Below are 15,496 nucleotides of genomic sequence, written 5' to 3' on the forward strand. Positions count from 1 at the left end.
CCGCCGGCCCCCACCACGATCCCCATCCGCACGCTCCACCCGAGAGGCAACCATGAGCACCTCGATGCTCCCCAGCCGGTCGAAGACCTCGGTCCTCGTCTTCCTCATCCCGCCACTGCTGCTCTACGGCGTGGCCGTGCTCCTGCCGATCCTGCAGTCGCTGTTCCTGAGCTTCTTCTCGTGGGACGGGATCACCTCGCTCCGCTTCGTCGGCCTCGACAACTACGAGCGGATGTTCGTCGGCGACGACGTCTTCTGGACGGCGTTCTTCAACTCGCTCGGCTACCTCGCGATCTGCCTCGTGCTCCAGCTCGGCGGCGCGCTCGTGGTCGCGAGCCTGCTCATCTCGCTCCGACGCGGCCGCGAGGTCGTGAAGACGCTCTACCTGCTCCCGGCCGTGATCTCGACCGTCGCGATCGCCTTCCTCTTCCAGCGGATCTACTCGCTCGAGCCGCTCGGGCTGCTCAACCAGCTGCTCGCCTGGGTCGGCCTCGAGGGGCTCCAGCAGGCGTGGCTGTCCGACGTCGACACGGTGCTCGCCGCGGTCTCCATCCCCGAGGGGTGGCGGTTCACCGGGCTCTACATGCTCATCATCTACGCCGCCCTGCTCGCGGTGCCGCAGGAACTCGAGGAGGCCGCGCGGCTCGACGGGGCGAACTGGTGGCAGGTCTTCACGAGGATCCGGTTCCCCTACATCCGGCCGGTGTGGATCACCACCACGATCATGGCGACCACGTACGCGCTGCGCGGATTCGACATCCCCTACCTGCTCACCAACGGCGGACCGGGCCAGGCATCCGAGCTGCTCACCACCTACATGTACAAGACCGCGTTCACGCACACCGACTACGGCTACGCGAGCACCATCTCGGTGTTCATCGTCGTCGAGTGCCTCATCGCGGTCGGACTCATCCTGCTCCTCCTCCGACGGAAGGCCGACGCATGACCGCCACCGCGCTCGCCCCATCCTCCGAGTCGGCGACCGTGCCCGAGCCGCCGCGGCCGGCGGCGCCCCGGCGCCGGCAACGCCTGAACCTGCACCGCACGCTCGCGAGCGTCGTCATCTGGCTCATCGTCATCGTGCAGGTCTACCCGCTCGCGTGGCTGTTCATCACGAGCGTCCGCACCGAGCAGGACTTCGCGAGCGGCAACCCGTTCGCCCTGCCGACCGAGATCACGTTCGACAACTACGCGCGGGCGTTCGAGACGGGCAACCTCGGCCTCAACATCCTGAACAGCCTCATCGTCACGCTCGGATCGAACCTGCTCATCGTGCTCCTCGGCATGATGGCGGCCTACGCGCTCCAGGTGCTCGGGTTCCGGCTGAGCCGGTTCGTCCGCGCCCTGTTCCTCATCGGCATCATCGTGCCGGTGCAGATCGCGCTCGTGCCGCTGTTCATCGACTACTCGTCCGTCGACCTGCTCGACACCTACCAGTCGATGATCATCCCGCTGGCGGCCTTCGCCCTGCCGATGTCGATCTACCTGTTCTCGTCGTTCTACGAGTACATCCCGCGCGAGACCTACGAAGCGGCATCCATCGACGGCGCCGGGCCGTACCGGATCTTCGGGCAGATCACGTTCCCGCTCTCGGTGAACACCATCGTCACGGTCGTGCTCGTGAACAGCATCTTCATCTGGAACGACTTCATCTTCGCCAACACGTTCGTGCTGTCCGATGACCTGAAGACCATTCCGCTCGGTCTGCAGAACTACATCGGCGCGATGGGCAACGTCGACTGGACCGCGACGTTCGCCGCGGTCTGCGTGACGATCACGCCGTTGCTGCTCGTCTTCCTCGTGCTGAACAAGGCGATGATCTACGGTCTGGAGAGCGGGGCCACGAAGGGATGACGGATGCGAACCCGAGGGCGGGACGAGCGATGACGACGGCGAACGGTCGACCGCAGCATCCGGTGACGATGCGGGATGTCGCGAAGCTCGCCGGCGTCTCGGTCGCCACCGTGTCGCACGTGGTGAATGACAACCGCAAGGCCCGCATCGGGGAGGCGGCGCGGGAACGCGTCCGGAAGGCGATCGAGGAACTCGGCTACCGACCGAACGCCCTCGCGAAGACGCTCGTTCGCGGCAGCTCGAAGTTCATCGGACTCGTCGCCGACGCCATCGCGACGACCCCGTTCGCCGGCCAGATCATCCACGGTGCACAGGACGAGGCGTGGAAGCACGGCTACGTCCTCCTCGTCGCGAACACCGAGGGCAACCGGGCCGCGGAGGACGAGGCGATCGCGATGATGCTCGAGCACAAGGTCCGCGGCATCCTGTACTCGACCTGGTATCACCGCGCCGCGGAGATCCCCCCGGCGCTCCTCGAGACCGACGTGGTGCTCGTCGACTGCTACTCAGAGGGCGGTGAGGCGCCCGCCGTGGTGCCCGACGAGGTGCAGGGCGGGCGCACGGCGACGCAGGTGCTGCTCGACGCCGGCCACCGGCGCATCGCGATCGTCAACACGACGACGCCGTCGCCGGCGCACGAGGGTCGACTTCGCGGCTATCGCGAGGCGTTGGATGCCGCGGGCCTCCCGTTCGACGACGGGCTCGTCTTCGACGCCCGTCCCGAGCAGGAGGGCGGCTACGACGTGACCGACGCGGTCATCGCCGCGGGCGCGACCGCGGTGTTCTGCCACAACGACCGCGTCGCGATGGGGCTGTACGACGGGCTCCGCGAACGCGGCCTGTCGATCCCGGCGGATGTCGCGGTCGTCGGCTTCGACAACCAGGAGGTCATCGCTGCGCACCTCCGGCCGCCGCTGACCACCGTCGCGCTCCCGCACTACGAACTCGGCGCGACCGGCGTCCGGCTGCTCCTCGGGATCGACTCGGTCCCGGATGGCGGCCGGTTGGCGGTCACCTGTCCTCCGGTGGTCCGCGCTTCGGTCTGACGGACGCCTCGATCGGCGGGCTTCGGACCGGGTCGTCTCACGCCAAATTCTTTGGCACCGCTGATTTCTTGACGTGTCCCGATGCCTCGGCTAGCTTCGTGCCAAGACGATTTGGCAAAACGTATTGGCAAAGTCGTCGCAAGCGGGTCTGCGTCCTGTCACACATCAACGAAGGAGTCGAAGTGATGAAGCTTCGCACACAGCCGACGACGCGCGGACGCCGCACGCTCGTCACCGCGGCAACGGTCAGCGCTGCCGCCCTCATCCTCAGCGGCTGCGGCGTGGGCGGCGGAGAAGAGTCCGCATCCGACGCCGACGAGCTGACCGTCGTCGTGGAAGGCGGCGGCAAGGCCGAGCTCGAGCCGATCGCCGACCTCTACAAGGAGGAGACCGGCACGACCGTCACGCTCGTCGAGCTCCCGTACGCGGGGCTCTACGACCGCGTCTCGTCGGAGCTGCAGGCCGGCCAGCCGTCGTTCGACATCGCCGCACTCGACGCCATCTGGCTCCCGGCGTTCGCGCCCGGCCTCGCCCCGCTCGACGACCTGTTCACCGCCGATGTCGAGGACGACCTCTTCGGCGGACTCGTGAGCGAGGCGCAGGTCGACGGCACGTTCGTCGGCATGCCGGTCTGGACCAACTCGGAGATCCTGTTCTACCGGACCGACCTCTTCGAGGACCCGGAGAACATGGCCGACTTCGAGGCGGAGTACGGCTACCCGCTCGCGCCGCCGACCACGTGGCAGGAGTACCGCGAGGCCGCCGAGTTCTTCACGCGCGACACCGACGGCGACGGCGCGGTCGACCTGTACGGCACCGACGTGAAGGGCGCCGTCGAGACCGAGTGGCTGGCCACGGTGTCGCAGGCCGGCGAAGAGGCGATGGTGCTGGATGCCTCGACCGGCGACGTCACGATCGACAGCCCCGAGCACCAGGAGGCGCTCGACTTCTACGTCAGCCTGCTGCCGTACGCGCCATCCGGTGCCGCGCAGCTGGACTGGGCCGGAGCGCAGAACCTCTTCTACCAGGGCAACCTCGCGATGATGCGCTTCTGGGGTCACGCGTACCGGCAGACCCCCGAGGACTCGACGGTGAAGGACTCGATCGGCGTCGCGCCGATGATCGGCGGACCCGGCGGCGTCGCGGGAGTGCCCGGCGCCTGGTATCTCTCGGTTCCCGCATCAGGTGAGAACCAGGATGCCGCGAAGGAGTTCATCGCGTTCGCCTATGAGCACAACGCCCTCGCCGCCGACACGTCGCTCGGCCTCGTCGCCCGCAAGAGCGCCTTCGAGAGCAAGGCCGGCGAGGCCGGCTTCGAGAACTACCCGGCGCTCGTCACCACCCTCGAGGCACCGCAGTCGCTGCCGCGGCCCGCGACGCCGCAGTGGCAGGAGATCGTCGACTCGGTGCTCGTGCCGATGATGCAGAAGGCCGTCGAGCCGGGAGCCGACACCGCGCAGCTCCTCACCGACGCGAAGTCCCAGATCGAGGCGATCGTCGAGTAGACGGTCCGGACCAGAAGGCAGATCGTGGAGACCATCGCTCCCCGGGCCCGGGAGGAGGCGGCCGAGGCCGCCCCCGCCCGGGGCCCCGGAGCCCCGACCCGGGGCCCACTCCGACCCCGCCGGCACCTCAGCAAGGACCGTGGCGATCGCCGCTTCGCCCTGCTGCTCCTGGCACCGGCGGCACTGTTCCTCGCGGCGTTCGTGCTGTGGCCGCTCGTGCGGTTCGTCTATGACAGCTTCTTCGAGATCTCACCGTTCGCCGGAGCCCCGCGCGAGTTCGTCGGCTTCGCCAACTACGCGACCGCGTTCGCGTCGGAGGCGTTCCAGTCGGCATCCGTTCGCACCGTCGTCTACACGATCATCGTGGTGACGGCCGAGTTCGTGCTCGGGCTCGCGGTCGCGCTGCTGTTCACGGCGCTCGGCCGGCGTTCGACGGTCATCCGCACGCTGTTCATGTACCCGCTGATGATCGCGCCGGTCGTCGCCGGTCTCCTGTGGCGGTTCCTGCTGATCGACAACTTCGGCATCGTCAACCAGCTGCTCTTCGAGGCCGGCATCCTCTCGAGCCCCGACCAGATCCAGTGGCTGAGCAACCCCGACATCGCGCTGTTCTCCGTGGCGATCCCCGACATCTGGCTCACCACGTCGTTCATCACCCTGGTGCTGTTCGCCGGGCTCCAGAACATCCCTGGGGACGTCATCGAGGCGGCGCGCATCGACGGCGCTCGCTACCCGCGCATCCTGTTCAGCATCATCATCCCGCTGCTGCGCCCGGTGATCGCCGTCGCGCTGATCGTCCGCGGCATCGACGCGGCTCGCGCCTTCGACATCATCCTCATCCAGACGGATGGCGGCCCGCAGGGCAGCACGACCACCCTCAGTCTTCTCATCTACCGCACCATGACGCGGTTCGGCGACCCCGGACTCGCGAGCGCCATGGGGACGGTCTACCTCATCGTCATGCTGGCCGTCGCGATCGCCGCGATCATGCTCATCTGGCGACCCGGGAGCAGTGCACGATGAATCCACTCGAGACCCGCGGGAAGAGCCGCATCCTGCTCTGGGTGCTACTGGCCGCCGCGATCATCCTCTACGCCTTCCCGTTCGTCTACCTCCTGCTGACGTCGTTCAAGACGCCGCTCGACGCGATCGCGGTGCCGCCCTCGGTGCTGCCGGAAACGTGGACCCTCGACAACTACGTCGCCGCCCTCAGCCGTGAAGGCGTGCCCGCGGCGCTCGTCAACAGCGTCGTCACCGCGGTCATCTCGACCGTGCTGTCGCTCGTCCTGGCCGTGCCCGCGGCGTACGCGATCACCAGGTTCCGCACCCCGAGCGGTCGCGTCTTCATCGTCGCCGCCCTCGTCACGCGGATGGTGCCGACGATCGCCGTCGGCGCGCCGCTCATCGAGGTGATGCGCAACCTCGGGCTCACCGACACGTCGTTCGGGCTCGCGCTCGCGCACACCACGATCTCGCTCCCGCTCTCGATCTGGCTCATGGCGAGCTTCTTCGAAGCCGTGCCCGACGAGCTCAGCGAGGCCGCCGAGGTCGACGGCTGCAGTCGCATCCAGGCCATGGTGCGCGTGGTCCTCCCGGTCGTCTCCGGAGGCCTCGCGGTGACCGCGATCTTCGCGTTCCTCGCCTCGTGGAACGAGTTCCTGTTCGCGCTCCTGCTCACCTCGGTGCGCGCGCAGACCACGCCGGTCGTCATCGCGAACTTCCAGAGCCAGTTCGGCCTCGACTGGGGCGGCATGACGGCCCTGGCTGCGGTCTACTCCGTGCCCGTCATCCTGCTCACCCTGTTCCTCCAGCGGCACATCGTCGCGGGACTCACCCTCGGCGCCGTCAAGGGCTGAGCCCCGGACTCGAACGGAATCCCATGCCACGCACCAACCGGTACGACGTCACCACCTGGACCGACGGCGACCCCTACGACGACATCGGAGCGGTGATCAACAGCATCATCGCCGACGTGAAGCAGCGCCAGTCGACGACGGATGTCGCGGACGGCGGCAAGCCGGGCGCCGTCATCGCCATCCCGCCCGGCGACTACCGCCTGCGCACGCAGGTCGTGATCGACCTCAGCTTCCTCAGGATCGAGGGGGCCGGGCACGGATTCACCTCGTCGAGCATCCGGTTCAACGTCCCCGAAGAGGAGTGGCCGGACCTGCACGAGCTGTGGCCGGGCGGAAGCCGCATCCTGGTGGACCTCGACCTTCCCGGCGGCAACGCCGGCGGCGAAGCGGATGGCGCGGCGTTCCTCGTCGCACGGCAGGGCAGCCCGCGCATCAGCTCGATCGAGTTCTCGGGATTCTGCATCGACGGCCTGCACTTCACCGGCGACGGCCCGGGCGGCAACCCCGAGAACTCGTACGTCAACGGCAAGACGGGCATCCACGTCGCCGACGCGAACGACTCGTTCCGCATCACCGGCATGGGATTCGTCTACCTCGAGAACGCGGTCACCATCTACAACGCCGACGCACTCTCGATCCACGACAACTTCATCGCCGAGTGCGGCAGCTGCATCGAGCTCCGCGGGTGGGGGCAGGCGTCGAAGATCACCGACAACCTCATCGGCGCCGGCCCCGCGGGCCGATCGATCTACGCCGAGCACCACGGCGGTCTGCTCATCACCGCGAACAACGTGTTCCCCCGCGGTGCGAGCAGCATCCACCTGCACGGCGTCACCCGGTCGTGCGTCACGAACAACCGGCTCCACTCGTTCTACCCCGGCATGGTGATCCTCGCCGCGAACAGCTCCGAGAACCTCGTCGGGTCGAACCACTTCCTCCGAGACCACGAGCCGTGGACGCCGTTCCTCGGCGTCGACAACGGCGTCGACGACGACTACGGGCTGCTCTCGATCAGCGGGAGCGACAACTCCGTGATCGGCAACCACTTCTCGGAGATCGTGGAATCGCAGAGCCTGCGGCCGGAGGGCGTGCCACCGGTTGTCATCAGGCTGGTCGACGGCGGCGGCAATTTCGTCTCGAGCAATCACGTCGTGGCGAAGGACGTCACGGCGACCTCCAGCGACTCGTGCTTCGAGGGCCAGGTGGACGCGCTGCTCACGACCGACACCGTGCGCGAACTCGAGGTGACGACCGTCGTGGTCGACGCGGCATCCGCTCGCAACACCGTCCTGGACTCGGGCACCGACGACCAGGTGCGCGCGGACCGCACGGCGAACGCCGTGAGGCCGCTGCCGTCGCTCCCGGCCCCGTCGTCGGGGCCGACCAGTCGAGACGTGGTACGAACGTGAGGGGCCGACGATGACGAGGAGCCGCGTGTCCGAGAAGACGGTCGGGATCAAGGCGGTGGCCGCGCACGCCGGCGTGTCGCAGACGACGGTGTCGCACGTGCTCAACGAGACCCCGCACACCCGGGTCAGCGAGGAGACCGCCGCCCGCGTCCGCGCCGCCGCCGAAGAGCTCGGATACCGGCCGAACCGGCTCGCCCGAGGACTCCGGACCCAGGCCTCCGACATGATCGGCCTGCTGACCGAGGAGATCGCGACCACCCCGCACGCCGGTCGGATCATCCTCGGCGCCCAGGAGGAGGCGAGCCGCCGCAACCTCACGCTCGCGATCATCAACTCCGAGCTGAATCCCGATCCCGAGATGGATGCGTCGCAGATCCAGGCGTTCCTCGACCGGCAGGCCGACGGGATCATCTACGCGACCGTCTATCACGACGTCATCGAGGCGCCCGAGAACCTCCTGGTCCGCCCGGCAGCGCTGATCGGGGCGCGCGACGTCGCGGGCTCGATCCCGGCCGTCCTGCCGGACGAGCGCGCGGGCGCGGCATCCGTCGTCGACATGCTCGTCGCACGGGGGCACCGCCGGATCGCGTTCGCCGCCAGCGCGGACGACGTGCCGGCCACGCGCGGTCGCCTGCAGGGGTACCTCGACGCGATGACGCGTGCCGGGCTGCGCACCGACGGGCTGGTCGTCGAGGGCGGATCGGACGCGCGCGGCGGCTACGCCGCGACGCTCGCGCTGCTCGACCGGGAACCCACCGCCCTGTTCTGCTACAACGACCGCATGGCGATGGGGGCCTACCGCGCCGCGGCCGACCGCGGGCTGCGGATTCCCGACGACCTCTCCGTCGTCGGCTTCGACGACCAGGCGCCCATTCCCGAGAGCCTCTTCCCGGCCCTGACCACGGTGGCGCTCCCGCACTACGAGATGGGCGCCTGGGCGGTCGCGACGCTCGCCGACGTGATCCACGGCACGCGCGATGCAGCTCTCCTCGCCGCGTATCCCACTGCATTGCACTGCCCGCTCGTCGAGCGGGACTCCGTTGCGCCGCCGCTCGACCGAGCCGCCGCCTGAGACGCGGAGGGGTTCGGGCGGTCCCGCAGACTCCCCGCCCGAACCTCTTCGTCCGCCTTCGTTCGACCGTGAGGACCTCCCATGAGACCCGCCCTGCACTTCACCGCCCGGACCGGATGGATCAACGACCCGCACGGGATCACCTTCCGCGACGGCCGGTACCACGCGTTCTTCCAGTACGTGCCCGACCGCACCTCCTGGGCGCCGAACTGCCACTGGGGCCACGCGACCGGACCCGACCTGCTGTCGCTGAGGGAGACCTCGGTCGCGATCGCGCCCGGAGACGGCGATGACGGCATCTGGACCGGATGCCTCGTCGTCGACGACGACGAGACGGTCGTCTTCTACACCGCCACGAGCGTTCCCGACTTCGGCATCGGCCGCATCCGCGCCGCGCGCCCGCTCGACGCGGAGTGGAGGGAGTGGCGCAAGGGCGAGGTCGTGGTCGAGGCTCCGGATGGCCTGGACCTCATCGCGTTCCGCGACCCGTTCGTGCGCCGCGAGGCATCCGGCTGGCGCATGTTCGTCGGCGCCGCCCACCGGGACGGCACCGCGATGGCCCTGTCATGGACGTCGTCGGACCTGCGTTCGTGGACGTACGACGGCGTCGCCCAGTCGCGTTCGACTGCCGAGCGCGACCCGGTCTGGATGGGCGCCCTCTGGGAGTGCCCGCAGTTCGTCGACATCGACGGCGTCGACGTGATGATCTCCTCGGTGTGGGACGCCGACGTGCTCCACTACGCCGGCTACGCGACGGGTGCGTACCGCGACGGGGGCTTCGACGCCGCGGGCTGGGGCCGCCTCACCTACGGCGACGGCTACTACGCGCCATCCCTCTTCTTCGACGCCGAGGGGCGCGCCTGCCTGTCGTTCTGGATCCGCGGCATCGCGGACGAGGCGGCGGGCTGGGCGGGAGCGCACAGCGTGCCGTTCGTGCTGTCGGCCGCGGATGGCGCGCTCGTCGCCACGCCGCATCCGGATGTCGCCGCCCACCGCGGCGAGCGCGCCGCCGACGGTGTCGTCGCAGGCTTGGCCGCCGACATCGAATGGGACGCGACGGCCGGGGAGCTGACCGTCGCCTCCGGCGGGGGACGGGTGCTCCGCGTCGCGCGAACCCCCGACAGCGCGGTCATCACGATCGGTGACGACGACTGGGCCGTGCCCGCGTCGGGTTCGCTGCGGATGATCATCGACGGGCCCGTGTTCGAGCTCGCCTCGACGGCGGGGCTCTTCAGTGCGGCACTCAGCCCGATGGGGGATGATCTTCATGTTCGTACCTCGGCGGGCACGCTCGAGGTGTTCCCGATGATGGAGGACCGCGATCGTGAATGAGGCGCTGAGCCCCGAGATCCTGGTGATCGGCGAGGCGCTGATCGACATCATCCAGATCGAGGGGCGAGCGCCGGAGGAGCGCGTCGGCGGCAGCCCCGCCAACGTCGCGCTCGGTCTCGGCCGGCTCGGCGCGAGGGTCGGCCTGCTGACCCAGGTGGGTCGCGACCGTCGGGGCGAGGCGATCGCCGACCACCTTCGCGCGTCGGGCGTCGACCTGCTCGCCGACTCCATCATCGACGCGCCGACGTCGACGGCCCTCGCCGCCATCGATGCGGGCGGGCACGCCGCGTACACGTTCGACGTGCGGTGGGGCACGCTGCCGGAGCCGCCGGTCGCGGCCCGCGTGCTGCACACCGGATCGATCGCCGCGTTCCTCGAGCCGGGTGCGTCCTCGCTCCGCGGACTGCTGGCGCGCTCGCACGCCGAGGAGATCACCTTCGACCCCAACATCCGCCCGGCGCTCCTCGGTCCGCACGACGACGTCGTCGCCCGATTCGAGGAGTTCGCCCGCCTGGCGACGGTCGTGAAGATGAGCGACGAGGATGCCGCGTGGTTGTACCCCGGCGTCGAGGTCACCGAGGTCGTCGACCGGGTGCTCTCGCTCGGCCCTCGTCTGGCGGCGGTCACGCTCGGGGCCGAAGGCGCGGAGCTGGCGAGCCCGCGAGCGCGGGTGCACATCGACGGCGTGGCGGTGCGTGTCGTCGACACCATCGGGGCCGGCGACACGTTCATGGCCTCGCTCGTCGACTTCGTGGCGAAGCATGGGAGCGGCGACCTCGACGAGCTCGCACTCGAGCGTGCCGGAACGGCGGCCGCACAGGCTGCCGCCATCACGGTGTCACGCGCGGGCGCCGACCTGCCGTGGGCGCACGAGCTGGGCGCGTCCCGGTCGAGCGGCTTCGTGAGCTGATCGAGCGCGCAGGAATCCGTCGGCGCCCGAAGCCCTCCGAGCTCAGGCCTCGCGCTCGACGGGTGCCTGCAGCTCGGTCACCCAGTCGGGGCCGGGTTCGTGCCCGTCGGCCACGAGGTAGACCTCGCGTGTGGGGCCGGCGATCCGGTAGCCCTCGGCCACGATGCCGTCCATCAGGGTGCCCCACGACTGCCCGATGCCGCTCATATCGCCGCGGTGGATCAACGTGGCCATCGTCGCAACGGCCGGCAGTGTCACGACGTCGTAGCCCTCACCGGGCTGCGGATCGGGCTCAGCCGTGTACGACACGTGCACCGCGAGATCGTCGGTACCCTCGACCGGTTCGTACCAGAAGATGCCCGGCTCCCCGAGCGGTCGCCCGGCCGAGCTCAGCGCGTCGTCGAGCCGGCCGATCGCGGGGCCCACGACGGGTCCGACGTTCTCGGGGCCCATCCCGTGCGCGAGAGTGCTGGTCGCGTAGACGGTGACGGGCTCGACGGAGCGGTATTCGATGGTGTCGCTCATGGTCTCTGTTCCTTCGATCAGTCGGAGTCGCCGCTCCAGTCGTGCGAGCCGCGCGGTGTCGTCGGCGACGGACGCCGCGAGCTCGGCGCGACGCTCGGCCAGAGCATCGTGCAGACCCTCGTCGTCGTCGCCGTCGAGCGCCGTCGCGATGCGGTCGAGGCCGATCCCGTAGCCGCGCAGCTCGACGATCCGCAGCAACCGCTGCAGCTGCGCACTCGAGTACCGGCGGTAGCCGCTGTGCTCGTCGACGTGCGCGGGCTCGAGCAGTCCGATCGCGTCGTAATGGCGCAGCATCCGCACGCTGACACGTCCGAAGGCGGCGAATTCCCCGATGGTGTACATGGTGAAGACCACGTTCGACGATGACACAGTGTGAGGGTCAAGGGACACTGTCGACGCGAATGAATGGCGTGTCGAGCGTGCCGGTCCCGTTCCGAGGCACTGGCGGGCGTGACGCGGCGGTTCAGAGCGCCGCGAGCAGCGCTTCGGCGGCGGCGCGGGTTCGGGACACGCGCGCAGCGTCGCGGTCGAAGTCGCCGAGGAAGACCGAGCCGAGGGCGCACGTGAGCACGCCGTAGGCGGCGGTCATGCAGGAGTCGGGCGACGCGGAGGGGTGCGCCTGCGCGACGAGCTCGGCGAGCTGGAGGCGCGTGGCGGTGTAGGCCGTCGTGAGCACGTCGGCGATGGCGGGCGTGGACCGCGAGAGTTCGACGAGCCCGAGCACCACGGCATTCTCGCGGTCGGCGGAGCTGAACTCCGGCCCGAAGAGGTAGTCGAGTGCTGCTTCGAGGTCGACGGACAGTCGGCATCGACGATCAATGCGTCGCCGACGCCCGGTTCGGCCCGCGCAACCGCCATCCGCTGCCGTGGCGAGCGGCTGGATGTTCGGCGGGGATCCTGCCATCCTGAGGGGAACGACGCGGTTCGGGGGGACCGATGCAGTCGATGGAGCGTGCTCGAAGTCAGTGGCTGAATGTCATCACGGACTCACTCGGTGGGTTCGGCCGCGCGTTCCCGTGGGATCCGGTGTGTCGAGAGCTCGGCCGACAACTCCAGGCGCCGGTGACCGGCAGGTTCCAATGGGACGCGCGCGGCCGCGCCCGCGTGACGGCCTACCCGTTCCCGGATTGGTTCGACCTTCGCGATGTCGCGCATCGCGCCCCGGCAGTCCATCCGTTGGCACGCTACTACTCGACGCACGCGACGACGGCGCCGCTCAGCACGACGCAAGTTCCGTTCTCGAGCGGCGACGGAGAGCGCGACTACGAGGCCGAGCTGCGCGCCTGTCAGATCGAGAACCACGTGTGGATCCCGATCGAGCGGGGGAGCGCCGGCGTCCTCGTGGTCGGGGTGTGCCGGCCGGCCGATCCGTTCGACGAGCAGGAGTCGCGGCTCGCTGCGCTCTCGCAGGGCGTGATCGTCGCGCTGCATCGTCACTGGCAGGTGCTCGATGACTGGGTGGCGGGACATCCGCTCGCGACCGGCGCCTACGCGGCAGCCGATGAGGCGCACCTCACAGCGCGGCAGGTCGTGGTGCTCAGCCTGGTCGCGCAGGGGTTGACCTCACGGGCCATCGGAGACCGGCTCCACATTTCCGCGCGAACCGTCGAACGTCACCTCCAGAACATCTACGGTCGGCTCGGGGTCTCCGACCGGGTTTCGGCCGTGCGGCTCGCCGCGTTCTCCGGCATCATCGCGACGCTGCCGCGAGAGGCGTGAGCGCGGCTCTTCGTGCAACCCCTCGGCGCTGGGCATGCGTAATTCTGCGCATGGCGACCACGAGCCCTCCGACCTGCGCTCCGAACAGAGAAACGGGCACCGACACGGGAGGTGGACATGCAACGCATCGATGCAGTGCTCCGCTGGCTGGGCGCCGCGGGGATCGTCCTCGCACCATTCGGCCTCTTCGTGCTTCCGAACGTGATGTACCCGGATTCGCCCGAAACAGCCGAGGAGCAGTTCACCGGCATCGCGGAGGGAGACGGCGGCGAGTACGCGACGCTACTGATCCAGGTCGGCGGCGCCGTCGCCCTCTTGGTCGCGGCCTTGGCGATCGGGACTCACGTGATCGCGCGTCGACGCGGGCGGACGCTCGGCGCGATCGGCCTCGCCATCGGGACGGTCACGGCGATCGCGATGCTCCTGGTGTTGGGGTTCGAGCTCGCCATGCACAGCATTCTGATATCCGCGACGGACGCGGACGCCGCGGTCTCCCTGGTCGTGGACCTGTCCGCCGGGCCCGCATTCGCCGTCCCCATCACGGTCGGACTGGTCGGCTTCTACCTGACGTTGCCGCTTCTCGCGTTCGCCTCTGGCGGACCGGATTGATCCCGATCATCGTCCCGCTCCTGTTCGCGCTGCCTCTCCTGGTCGGCCTCTTCCCGCTCCCGTTCGATGTCGCAATCCTCACCGGTCTGCTCCTGCTCGCGCCGTGTCTCTGGATGGGGGTGCGATTGGTCCTCCGGCGTCCCGAGGAGGTCGCACCGAGCGCGACGCTTGCGTCGGCAGGAGTGCCCGACGAGGCGTAGCTCGCCGGCGATGCGTACCGCGCCGAGCGGGCCGTAGGAGAAGACCTGCCTCGCCGAGCCCGCGCGCGTGGAGCGCCGGGACCATCGAACGGAGGCCTACTGTCGAAGGCCCTCTCGCAGGTCGGTCGTCGCCGAACCCGATGGGGTGGCTGAGGTTCTGGGCCATGTCCAGGCGGAGCGCAGGATGAAGGCCAGGATCAGCAACTCGAGTCCGATGGAGAGGGCGTAGAAGAAGGCCCACTCCCACGATTCGCCGACCGCGTTGAACATCGAGTACGGGATGAGCAGCGATGCCACGACGAGGTTCGTGGCGCGGTTCACCCGAGCGGGAAGCGTCACGGAGAGCATCACCATCAGTGCCGGGATCGAGACGGTCACGAGGAAGACGGTCAACAGCGTCGGGCTGACGTCGAATTCGAAGACGACGCCGGCCAGGATGTCGTCGACGACGCCGGGCTTGTAGAAGTTGAGGACGTCGACGTAGACGTAGAGGAACATGAAGCTGGTCCAGGCGGCGGCGAGCTTGGCCTGCACGGGGATCGGCCGGTCGTCGAGCGCGTTCGCGGTGTTCGTTCGGATGGTCATCGGTTCTTCCTTCGAGCGGAGCGGTCCCTCCGCCGGAGTGGCGGCAGGTCTGGACGTGCGTCGCACGGGTCGGGGCGTTCTCGTCGGTCCGGTCGTGGGACCGTACGAGCTGCTGACTCGTACACCGTACGTCGTACGCTGTACTATGGTCGTACACTGTACGATTGTCAAGCCGTTCGAGCGAGCGAGGAGACCCGTGTCAGCGAGGGAGCAACGCCAGGTCACGTCAGGAGCGGGGCTGAGCACACAGCAGGTGGTGGGAGAGGCGATCCGGCTCGCCGACCGCGACGGCGCCGACGGGCTCAGCATGCGCAGGCTGGCCGGCGCGCTCGGACTGGGCGCGATGTCGCTCTACCACTACGTCGCGAACAAGGAGGAACTGCTCGACGCCATGATCGACGTCGTGTTCGACGAGATCGAGCTCCCGCCCGAAGACACCGACTGGCAGCCCGCGATGAGACGGCGTGCGGTCTCCACCCGACAGGTCCTAGCGCGCCACCCGTGGGCGATCGGCCTGATCGAGTCGCGGACCTCGCCGGGGCCCGCGAACCTCCGCCATCGCGAAGCCGTCACCGCCTGCCTGCGAAAGGCCGGCTTCACGGTCGTGATGGCGGCGCACGCCACCTGGTTGCTCGACAGCTACGTCTACGGGTTCGCCCTGCAGGAATCCAGCCTGCCCTTCACCACCGCCGATGAACTCGCAGAGATGGCCGAGGAGGTCTACCTGCCCCAGCTTCCTGCCGACGAGTTCCCCTATCTCAACGAGTCCGCCAGTGCGCTCGTCGCTGCCGGCTACGACCCGGGAGAGGAGTTCATCTTCGGCCTCGACCTCATCCTCGCCGCCCTCGAACCACTGAGAGTCACCGGGTAGCGC

Annotated in this window: 17 protein-coding genes; 14 read left to right on the top strand and 3 right to left on the bottom strand. The window is 69.1% G+C overall.

The window, feature by feature from the left end:
• Positions 1-64: 64 nt before the first annotated feature.
• From ACULK2_RS03065 to ACULK2_RS03110, 10 genes are all read left to right on the top strand, one after another.
• Positions 65-946 carry a carbohydrate ABC transporter permease gene (locus ACULK2_RS03065; RefSeq protein WP_445969074.1) on the top strand — a complete coding sequence of 294 codons (882 nt, stop codon included), beginning with the start codon at positions 65-67 and terminating at the stop codon, positions 944-946.
• Positions 943-1,854 (top strand): carbohydrate ABC transporter permease, encoded by a 912-nt coding sequence (locus ACULK2_RS03070; protein WP_445969038.1) that lies wholly within the window; start codon positions 943-945, stop codon positions 1,852-1,854. Before ACULK2_RS03065 ends, ACULK2_RS03070 begins: the two co-directional genes overlap by 4 nt.
• A gap of 29 nt (positions 1,855-1,883) precedes the next feature.
• Positions 1,884-2,900, top strand: coding sequence for a LacI family DNA-binding transcriptional regulator (locus ACULK2_RS03075; RefSeq protein WP_445969037.1), 1,017 nt, complete (start codon positions 1,884-1,886; stop codon positions 2,898-2,900).
• Between the two features lie 185 nt (positions 2,901-3,085).
• The gene (locus ACULK2_RS03080; protein ID WP_445969036.1) at positions 3,086-4,405 is read left to right on the top strand and encodes an ABC transporter substrate-binding protein; all 1,320 of its coding nucleotides are present in this window, start codon (positions 3,086-3,088) and stop codon (positions 4,403-4,405) included.
• A 159-nt stretch (positions 4,406-4,564) separates the two neighbouring features.
• Positions 4,565-5,428: a carbohydrate ABC transporter permease gene (locus ACULK2_RS03085; protein ID WP_445969073.1), complete on the top strand. Its 864-nt coding sequence runs from the start codon at positions 4,565-4,567 to the stop codon at positions 5,426-5,428.
• On the top strand, positions 5,425-6,261 hold the full coding sequence (locus ACULK2_RS03090; protein WP_445969035.1) for a carbohydrate ABC transporter permease: 837 nt from the start codon (positions 5,425-5,427) through the stop codon (positions 6,259-6,261). Before ACULK2_RS03085 ends, ACULK2_RS03090 begins: the two co-directional genes overlap by 4 nt.
• A gap of 23 nt (positions 6,262-6,284) precedes the next feature.
• Complete coding sequence (locus tag ACULK2_RS03095) at positions 6,285-7,670, top strand: NosD domain-containing protein (protein WP_445969034.1); 1,386 nt, start codon at positions 6,285-6,287, stop codon at positions 7,668-7,670.
• 25 nt (positions 7,671-7,695) lie between these two features.
• Positions 7,696-8,742 carry a LacI family DNA-binding transcriptional regulator gene (locus ACULK2_RS03100; protein ID WP_445969033.1) on the top strand — a complete coding sequence of 349 codons (1,047 nt, stop codon included), beginning with the start codon at positions 7,696-7,698 and terminating at the stop codon, positions 8,740-8,742.
• A gap of 81 nt (positions 8,743-8,823) precedes the next feature.
• Positions 8,824-10,074: a glycoside hydrolase family 32 protein gene (locus ACULK2_RS03105; RefSeq protein ID WP_445969032.1), complete on the top strand. Its 1,251-nt coding sequence runs from the start codon at positions 8,824-8,826 to the stop codon at positions 10,072-10,074.
• Positions 10,067-10,984 carry a carbohydrate kinase family protein gene (locus ACULK2_RS03110; RefSeq protein ID WP_445969031.1) on the top strand — a complete coding sequence of 306 codons (918 nt, stop codon included), beginning with the start codon at positions 10,067-10,069 and terminating at the stop codon, positions 10,982-10,984. The genes ACULK2_RS03105 and ACULK2_RS03110 overlap by 8 nt, the downstream gene beginning before the upstream one ends.
• Before the next feature lie 42 nt (positions 10,985-11,026).
• On the opposite strand, the gene ACULK2_RS03115 is transcribed toward ACULK2_RS03110, so the two are convergent.
• Positions 11,027-11,878 carry a MerR family transcriptional regulator gene (locus tag ACULK2_RS03115; protein ID WP_445969030.1) on the bottom strand — a complete coding sequence of 284 codons (852 nt, stop codon included), beginning with the start codon at positions 11,876-11,878 and terminating at the stop codon, positions 11,027-11,029.
• Positions 11,879-11,972: 94 nt separating this feature from the next.
• Complete coding sequence (locus ACULK2_RS03120) at positions 11,973-12,233, bottom strand: hypothetical protein (RefSeq protein ID WP_501044952.1); 261 nt, start codon at positions 12,231-12,233, stop codon at positions 11,973-11,975.
• A gap of 212 nt (positions 12,234-12,445) precedes the next feature.
• Here ACULK2_RS03120 and ACULK2_RS03125 point away from each other — a divergent pair, with 212 nt between their 5' ends.
• The 3 genes from ACULK2_RS03125 (at position 12,446) to ACULK2_RS03135 (ending at position 14,037) form a co-directional block, all read left to right on the top strand.
• Positions 12,446-13,228, top strand: coding sequence for a LuxR C-terminal-related transcriptional regulator (locus ACULK2_RS03125; protein WP_501044953.1), 783 nt, complete (start codon positions 12,446-12,448; stop codon positions 13,226-13,228).
• A gap of 117 nt (positions 13,229-13,345) precedes the next feature.
• Entirely contained in the window at positions 13,346-13,837 is a 492-nt protein-coding gene (locus ACULK2_RS03130; protein ID WP_445969027.1) for a hypothetical protein, read from the top strand.
• Positions 13,834-14,037, top strand: coding sequence for a hypothetical protein (locus ACULK2_RS03135; protein ID WP_445969026.1), 204 nt, complete (start codon positions 13,834-13,836; stop codon positions 14,035-14,037). The genes ACULK2_RS03130 and ACULK2_RS03135 overlap by 4 nt, the downstream gene beginning before the upstream one ends.
• Before the next feature lie 96 nt (positions 14,038-14,133).
• On the opposite strand, the gene ACULK2_RS03140 is transcribed toward ACULK2_RS03135, so the two are convergent.
• Positions 14,134-14,622: a DUF6326 family protein gene (locus ACULK2_RS03140; protein WP_445969025.1), complete on the bottom strand. Its 489-nt coding sequence runs from the start codon at positions 14,620-14,622 to the stop codon at positions 14,134-14,136.
• Positions 14,623-14,818: 196 nt separating this feature from the next.
• Here ACULK2_RS03140 and ACULK2_RS03145 point away from each other — a divergent pair, with 196 nt between their 5' ends.
• Positions 14,819-15,493 carry a TetR/AcrR family transcriptional regulator gene (locus tag ACULK2_RS03145; RefSeq protein WP_445969024.1) on the top strand — a complete coding sequence of 225 codons (675 nt, stop codon included), beginning with the start codon at positions 14,819-14,821 and terminating at the stop codon, positions 15,491-15,493.
• Positions 15,494-15,496 lie beyond the last annotated feature (3 nt).

The sequence above is a fragment of the Agromyces molybdatiresistens genome (assembly GCF_052748445.2).